The 2,695-nt window shown below is 76.7% G+C and carries 3 protein-coding genes; all 3 read left to right on the top strand.

Annotated features, from left to right (window positions below):
* Nucleotides 1-1,029, top strand: a 1,029-nt coding sequence (locus ACFU7Z_RS38510) for a FecCD family ABC transporter permease (protein WP_380782784.1), incomplete at its 5' end; no start/stop codon positions are given.
* Nucleotides 1,026-1,844, top strand: coding sequence for an ABC transporter ATP-binding protein (locus tag ACFU7Z_RS38515; protein WP_380782786.1), 819 nt, complete (start codon nucleotides 1,026-1,028; stop codon nucleotides 1,842-1,844). The genes ACFU7Z_RS38510 and ACFU7Z_RS38515, both read left to right, overlap by 4 nt.
* Nucleotides 1,841-2,584, top strand: a complete 744-nt coding sequence (locus ACFU7Z_RS38520; RefSeq protein WP_380782788.1) for a ferredoxin — start codon at nucleotides 1,841-1,843, stop codon at nucleotides 2,582-2,584. Before ACFU7Z_RS38515 ends, ACFU7Z_RS38520 begins: the two co-directional genes overlap by 4 nt.
* The last annotated feature ends 111 nt before the right edge of the window (nucleotides 2,585-2,695 follow it).

Genomic DNA, 2,695 nt, shown 5'->3' on the forward strand with positions numbered 1-2,695 from the left:
ACGGCGGCCCTGGCCGTCGCCGCGGCCCTGCTCCTGAGCACCCTGCTCCTCGGCCTGGCCGTGGGCTCGCAGCACGAGTCGGTCGGAACGGTGATCGAGGTCGTGGCGCGCCGTCTCGGGCTGGGCGACCCGCCTGTGACGCTGCTGGACGACCAGATCGTCTGGCAGCTGCGGCTGCCCCGGGTCCTGGGGGCGGCCGCCACCGGCGCCGGCCTCGCGGTCTGCGGCGCGGTGCTGCAGACGCTGACCGGGAACGACCTGGCCGATCCCTTCCTGCTCGGGATCTCGGACGGAGCCGCCGCCGGCGCGGTCACCGTGATCGTCCTCGGCGTCGGCGTGTCCGGCGCCGTGGGCACGGGCGCGGTGGCGACGGCGGCCTTCGCCGGCGCCCTGCTCGCCGCCGTCGTCGTCCTGGCCCTGGCCGGCGCGCGCACCCGGTCGCTGCCCACCGCCCGGACCGTGCTCGCCGGCATCGCGGTCGGCCAGATGTGCGGGGCCTACACCTCGTTCGTGGTGATGGTCCTCGGGGACCGCGACGCGGCGCGCGGTGTCATGGAGTGGACGCTGGGCTCGGTCGCCGGTGTGCGGTGGCCCACCGCCGTCTTCCTGCTGGCGGTCGCGCTGGTGGGTGTCACGGTCCTGTCCTCCTCGGCCCGCGACCTGGACGCCTTCGCCTTCGGCGAGACCGCCGCCCGCTCCCTCGGCGTCCACGTCGAGCGCACCCGCTGGGTCCTCGTCGCCACCGCCGCGCTGGTGACCGCGTGCCTGGTCGCCAACACCGGCGTCATCGGGTTCCTCGGCCTGGTCGTCCCGCACGTGGTCCGTCTCGTCTGCGGCCCGCGCCACGCCCTCCTGCTGCCCGTGTCGGCGCTGGTCGGCGCGTCCCTCCTGGTGGGCAGCGACGTCGTGGCGCGCTCGGTCCTCCCCGACCGGGAGATCCCCGTCGGCGTCGTCACGGCCGGGCTCGGAGCGCCGTTCTTCGCCTGGCTGCTGTGGCGCCAGGGGCGGGCCGACGGGAGGGCACAGTGACGGTGACGCCCCCGGTCGGGCTGCGCGCGGAGGGACTCGGTGTCCGCGTCGGCGGAGCCACCCTGCTGGACGCGGTCTCGATCGCCTTCCGCCCCGGCCGGATCACGGGCCTGCTCGGGCCCAACGGCGCCGGGAAGACCACCCTGCTGCGCGCGGTCGCCGGACTGACCCGGCCGAGCGCGGGGCGGGTCCTCCTGGACGGCGAGGACCTCCACGCACTCACGGCCCGCCGACGGGCACGGCGGGTGGCCTTCATGGAGCAGCAGGCGGACACCCGGCTGTCGCTGCCGGTCCGTCAGGTCATCGAGCTCGGCCGCACGCCGCACCGCGGCCGCTGGCCCGTGCCGACGGACTCCGCCGCCGACGCCCACGAGCGGTCCGTGGTCGCCGACGCCGTCGCCGCGGCCGACGTCGGCCACCTGCTCGACCGGTCCTGGCCGACGCTGTCGGGCGGCGAGCGGCAGCGGGTCCAGCTCGCCCGGGCGCTGGCGCAGGAACCCGACGTGCTGCTGCTCGACGAGCCCACCAACCACCTCGACCTGCGCCACCAACTCGGCTTCCTCGAAACCGTCCGCGGGCTGGGCATCACCACGGTCGCCGCGCTGCACGACCTCGAACTCGCCGCCGCCTACTGCGACGAGGTCGCCGTCCTGCTCGACGGCCGACTGGTCGCCCACGGGCCCGGCTCCGAGGTGCTCACCTCGCGCACGATCGCGGAAGTCTACGGCGTCGACGTCACCGTGGAACGGCACCCCCGGCACGACAGACCGCACATCCGGTGGAACGGACTGCTCCACGAAAGGACGACGCCATGACCTCCCCCGCCCCGGACGCCCCCGCCCGCCGCAGTGCCGTGGTCCTGGTCGGCATGTCGGCCGAGGAGGCCGTCCGTCGTGACGAACTCCTCCGGGCGGCGGCCTCGCACCGGGCCTCGATCGCGTTCCTGCAGCTGGCGGACCCGTCCCTGTCGGCCGAGCTGACCAGGCTGGCCGACGCGGGCACCGAGACCGTGGTCCTGGTCGGCGTCCGCCTCACGGCTTCCGGCCCGGGCCAGTCCTGGCTCCGGCGGATCGCCGCGCACTGGTGGCGCGAGCGCGCGGGCCACCGTCCCGAGCTCCTCGTCGCCACCCGCCTCGCCGACTCGCCGGAGGCGGTCGCCGAGGTGGCCGAGGTGACGAAGGCCGTCACCGGCGCGGAGCCCGGCCTCACGTCCGCGGCCTGGGAGGACGTGCCCGGCCACCGGCACCAGGTCATGGTGTGCCGCGGCCCGCGCTGCGCGGCCAAGGGCGTGGAGGAGGGACTGCGCGCCCTGGTCCAGGGACTGACCGAGCAGGGCCTCGGCGACGACGACGTGCTCGTGACCCAGACGGGCTGCCAGTTCCCCTGCAACCAGGCCCCCGTCGTCAGCGTCCAGCCGGACGACGTCTGGTACGGGAACGTCGACCCGGCCGCCGCCGCCCTCATCGTCACCGAGCACCTCGCCGGCGGACGACCACTCGAGTCCCACCGCCTCCCCCGCCACCGGAGGGAGCGGGCGGGCAGCCACGACGGCTGATCGCGGCCACCGGCCCGGGAGCGGCGGTCCGTACCCCCCGGGCGGCGGCCCCCCGCCCCCGCGGGGCGCCCACCCCCCCCCCCTGGGCCGCCCCCGCCGCCCCCCCCCCCC

It is taken from the genome of Kitasatospora sp. NPDC057518 (genome assembly GCF_042802075.1).
Classification (GTDB): domain Bacteria; phylum Actinomycetota; class Actinomycetes; order Streptomycetales; family Streptomycetaceae; genus Kitasatospora.